Raw genomic sequence first — 484 nt, 5'->3', positions numbered from 1 at the left:
GGCTCGATGATCCAATAGAATTAAAATAAAAACGGGAAGCTAATTTAGCTTCCCGTTTTTATTTGGAGGAGGTATTTGACCGAATCGTGTCTGTAATAACTGAAACTTTGCTATTCAGGCGAAGCAGCGCCGCACTGCCAACAAGACCCGAATTGTGCTTCATTGATTTCATGACACTCACCACAACGCCACTCTTCATAGATGATCGAATCTTGCTGTTTTTGGTAGTCATTGACGATCGTGCGGGCTTTACTAGCGAGTTCTGGCTCATATAACCATACGTAAGGGTCTGTATCTTCGGTAAATGGGATTTCACCTTTTAAACCAAACAAACCCTCACCACGGACTTCACACGCAATATTCTCACTTTCTAACAATCCACAGATGATATGAGCTTCTGTTGGATTCGATGCACTGAAGATTTTCATTGAAATAGAACCTTATTTGGCTGCATGCGTTATTAAGTTACTTAGCTACTTAGCTA

Annotated in this window: 1 protein-coding gene; it reads right to left on the bottom strand. The window is 41.1% G+C overall.

Annotated features, from left to right (window positions below; all coding sequences use genetic code 11):
• Positions 1 to 110: 110 nt before the first annotated feature.
• Complete coding sequence (locus tag AB4653_RS26005; protein ID WP_009846350.1) at positions 111 to 428, bottom strand: DUF2007 domain-containing protein; 318 nt, start codon at positions 426 to 428, stop codon at positions 111 to 113.
• Between the last annotated feature and the right edge of the window lie 56 nt (positions 429 to 484).

This window comes from Vibrio sp. 10N.222.48.A3 (assembly GCF_041475345.1).
Classification (GTDB): domain Bacteria; phylum Pseudomonadota; class Gammaproteobacteria; order Enterobacterales; family Vibrionaceae; genus Vibrio; species Vibrio tasmaniensis_A.
This window is presented reverse-complemented; position numbering and strand designations above follow the sequence as displayed.